The sequence below is a fragment of the Helicobacter sp. MIT 14-3879 genome (assembly GCF_003364125.1).
The window spans coordinates 1-4481 of record NZ_NXLP01000087.1; the positions used below are offsets into that span (position 1 = coordinate 1).

Genomic DNA, 4481 nt, shown 5'->3' on the forward strand with positions numbered 1-4481 from the left:
CATATACCAATACTGCTTTAGGCAATACCCTATTTCATACAAAGGATTCTCAATGATTACGCTCAATCATTACTTGGTTTTTAGCGCGATTATGTTTTGTGTCGGTTTATACGGAATCTTGAGGAGAAAAAATATCCTTTTACTGCTATTCTCAACAGAAATTATGCTAAATGCGATAAATATCGCTTTTATTGCGATAGGATATTACCGAGAGGATTTGCAAGGACAAATTATCGCACTATTTGTTATTGCATTAGCAGCAGCAGAAGTTGCTATCGGTCTAGGCTTAGTCTTATTGCTACATAAAAAATACAAAACCCTAGATATTGATAGTTTAAGTCATATGAGGGGCTAGCATGTCATCATCTGTTTTATTTACTTGGGTTTTATCGCATAAAGAAGAATTATTATGCACTTTAGTTTTTCTGCCACTTATTGCAAGTTTATTGGCTACCCTAAGCTCTACCTTGAATCCTTCAAAAGCATTGGGCTTTGTATGCTCTCTCCTTATCAGCGTAAGCTTTATTATTTCTTGCCTATTATTGTATTTTATTGCGTCATCTGATATGCAAAGTTTCCATGTTGTGCTATGGAATTTCATTGAAACAGGACAATTCCAAGTTACTTTTTCACTGATGTTTGACAAGATTAATGCTATTATGATTTTTGTGGTTACACTCGTTTCTAGTATGGTGCATTTTTATTCCATTGGTTATATGTCTCATGATAAGGGATTTAATAGATTCTTTGCTTATCTTGGGGGATTTGTTTTTTCCATGCTTTTACTTGTAGGTGGAGATAATCTACTTATTTTATTCATTGGTTGGGAAGGTGTGGGAACTTGTTCGTATTTACTCATTGGATTTTGGTATCAGAAAAAAAGCGCAAATGCTGCCTCTATCGAAGCCTTTGTTATGAATAGAGTGGCAGATTTGGGTATGTTGCTCGGTATCTTTCTGGTGCATGTTACTGTGGGTTCGCTTTCTTATAATGATATTTTTGTGGCTTTAGCGACTAATCCGCCTAGCAATATGATTACGACATGGATTGCCATTTTATTATTTATTGGAGCTATGGGTAAATCTGCACAATTTCCCCTGCATACATGGCTTGCTAATGCTATGGAGGGTCCAACTCCGGTTTCTGCTCTCATTCATGCCGCTACAATGGTAACTGCGGGTGTGTATTTAATTATTCGCCTTGCTCCTATTTATAGTCTCGTGCTTCATGTTGCCTATTTCATTGCTTGCTTAGGTGCTTTTGTAGCAATCTTTGCTTCACTTATGGCGATTGTAAATCGTGATTTAAAACGTATCATTGCGTATTCCACACTTTCTCAACTTGGTTATATGTTTGTTGCTGCAGGGCTTGGTGCTTATTGGATTGCGTTGTTTCATCTATTCACACATGCCTTTTTTAAGTCCTTGCTATTCCTAGGAGCTGGAAACATTATGCACGCTATGAATGATAAATTGGATATTACAAAAATGGGAGGATTGTCTCAATCATTAAGAATTAGCATGATTTTTATGTTGATTGGTTCTGTTGCATTATGTGGGATTCCGCCTTTGGCTGGCTATTTTTCAAAAGATAAAATTCTGGAGGTAGCTTTTACGCAGCACGAATATATCATTTGGGCAGTCTTATTATTGGGTGCGATTTGTACTGCATTTTATAGCTTTAGACTCTATACCCTTGTATTTATTGCTCCAAAGAATCATAATGAACACCCTCATGAAGCAAGTAAAATCATGCTTTATGCCATGCTCCCCTTAGCAGTGTTAGCCATTATAGCGGGATTATTTCACGAACAATTTTCTCATTTTCTCTCTAGTGCTCTATTGCCGGTAGAGATTCATGTGGAAAATCTTTATTTACTTATTGCTCTCACGCTTGGGCTTGTTCTTGCTTCTATTTTGCTTGCATACATGATGTATAAAAAGGGCTACAAAGAAAAATCGCACTATAATATTTTGCATAAGATTCTAAGCAATGAATATTATATTCCTCAATTATATAGAATCTTGTTTGTTAAGCCTTTTGGCTTTGTCTCAGATTTGTTTTACCATATTATCGATATGGGCATTATTGATAAAATCGTTGATTCTGTAGGCAAACTATTCTTGTTAATAAGTTATGTCTTACGTCCAATCCAAAATGGGAATCTTAGCAGTATGCTAAGGACTATGTCTATGGGCGTAGTGGCAATTCTTATGATAATGCTTTTATATTTTATCTTGGTATAGGCAAGGAGTGGAATGTGGAATACCTATTAAGTTTAATTATTGCTTGCCCGCTTGTTGCCTGTTTTTTTGTCTTTATGTTTGATGATGGGGGGGCGAAACGATTTGGCAGAATCATTTCTTTTATTGAACTAGGTTTAATTGTTGCATTATGGATAGGTTATCGTCCCGATGTTGTAGATGTCCAATTCTTTAGTAAATTTTTCTTGATTCCTCAATTAGGTATTGATTATGTTGTTTTTGTTGATGGAATCTCCTTATTCTTGGTCATTTTGACTGCATTTATTGTGTTTATTGCCAATATTTATTTACGTAGGCTTGATGATGCTAAACCTTTTGTTGTGTGTTTGCTTGCATTAGAGGGGATTCTCATAGCATTATTTTTATCAGAAAATGTTCTCATGTTTTATACTTTTTGGGAGCTTGCTTTAGTGCCTATACTCTATATGGTAGGTGTATGGGGTAGTGGGCAGAAAGTTTATATTGCTTTAAAATTCTTTGTTTATACTTTTGCCTCTAGTGTGATTATGTTGCTTGCTATTATTTATATGGGATATTTATGCTATGAACAAACGGGAGTATGGAGCTTTAATTTATCGGTATGGAGAAGCCCAGATATTCATATTCCGCTTGAAACACAAATTTGGCTATTTTGGGGATTCTTTATTTCTATTGCCGTAAAGATTCCCATTATCCCCCTACATACATGGTTGCCGCATATTTATAGTGAAGCCCCAGCATTGGGTAGTGTTATGCTTTCTGCTTTACTTTCTAAAATGGGGACTTATGCTCTCTTGCGTTTTGTGTTGCCTCTTTTCCCTGATGCAAGCATTCATTTTATGCCAATAATCAGTGTTTTAGCTGTGGTTATGATAGTGTATGCCGGGATTATTGCTTTTAAACAAAAAGATATAAAGAAAGTCATTGCTTACAGTTCTATTTCACATATGGGGATTGTGATTTTAGGAATCTTTAGTTTTAATAGCGAGGGCATTAGTGGGGCAATATTTATGATGGTAGCACATGGAATCACGAGCGGAGCATTATTCTTTTTGGCTGGTATGCTCTATTATCGCACTATGACAAGACATATAAGCGATTTTGGTGCAGTAGCCACCGTTATGCCTCACTATTCGGCATTCTTTGGCGTGGTTATGATGTCTAATGTAGGCTTACCTTTGACTATTGGCTTTATAGGTGAATTTTTATCACTTTATGGCTATTTTCAGACTTCACCTATTATCACCGCACTTGCAGGGACAACATTGATTATTTCAGCAGTCTATATGCTTTATCTATTCAAAAATATTTTTTATGGAGAATTTCTTGGAAATAAAAGTTTTTTAGAGAGGCTTAAGGATTTAAATTTCAGAGAGTACTGTGTAGTTATCCCTATAACAGCCGTAATTATATGGCTAGGAGTTTTTCCAAACGTTCTGCTAAAGCCAATGCAAATTTCTGTTCAACAACTTATTGCAACAATGAATGCTTTTGCTAGAGAAGAAAGTAGCAGAACACATTTACTAAAAGTAAATGGGGGGCTTATTGGTCCTATGATATTGCATCGTTATCCTTTTAATGAAGAATCATTTTATGACACACAACAAAATCATCTTAGATTCAATCCTCATGAAGAAAGAATGGACGAACAAATGCGTAAAACCTTAGAAAAACTGATTGAAGAATATCAATCTAGCTTACTCCATCAAGAATCCATGAACGAAAAAAATTCCCTAGAAAGCCCTCTGCCCAATAGCGAATCGGGGAATACACAACCATACAGTTCTTCTATAAGAGATAATAACCAAACAATACAAGATAGGAGCAACCAATGAATCCAATAGAACTCTCTACCTATTTCTATGCTTATATGCCCTCTATTATTTTGGTTGTTGGCGCTATTGTTGTGTTGTTTGGCAATGCCTTTGCAAATTATTTTTCACGTAGCACAAGTCTTTCTTTGTCTATGATTTTTATTGCTTCTGCCTTTCTTTTTTGTTTAAGCATAGGGCATCGCACCAATGTTTCATTTGCAAGCTTTACTGCAGAATTGATTATTTTGATTGCGTCTTTTTTATTTATCTTTTTAACTTTTTCAAAATATCGCTTTAATGAATTTCAAACACCAGAATTTTATCCACTGTATCTCTTTTCGGTATCTGGTTTTATGCTTATGTCCAATGCTAATAACCTTATTCTTATGTTATTAGGCTTAGAAATTGGCGGTTTGCCTATTGC

At 35.4% G+C, this 4481-nt stretch carries 3 protein-coding genes and 1 pseudogene; all 4 read left to right on the forward strand.

What is annotated here, in order from left to right:
• Nucleotides 1-52: 52 nt before the first annotated feature.
• On the forward strand, nt 53-355 hold the full coding sequence (gene nuoK, locus CQA44_RS11280; RefSeq protein ID WP_115547319.1) for an NADH-quinone oxidoreductase subunit NuoK: 303 nt from the start codon (nt 53-55) through the stop codon (nt 353-355).
• Nucleotide 356: 1 nt separating this feature from the next.
• Nucleotides 357-2246: an NADH-quinone oxidoreductase subunit L gene (gene nuoL, locus CQA44_RS11285; protein ID WP_115547320.1), complete on the forward strand. Its 1890-nt coding sequence runs from the start codon at nt 357-359 to the stop codon at nt 2244-2246.
• 14 nt (nt 2247-2260) lie between these two features.
• Complete coding sequence (locus CQA44_RS11290; protein ID WP_115547321.1) at nt 2261-4078, forward strand: NuoM family protein; 1818 nt, start codon at nt 2261-2263, stop codon at nt 4076-4078.
• Nucleotides 4075-4481, forward strand: a pseudogene (locus CQA44_RS11295) (NADH-quinone oxidoreductase subunit N); the annotation flags it as partial. The gene CQA44_RS11290 and the pseudogene CQA44_RS11295, both read left to right, overlap by 4 nt.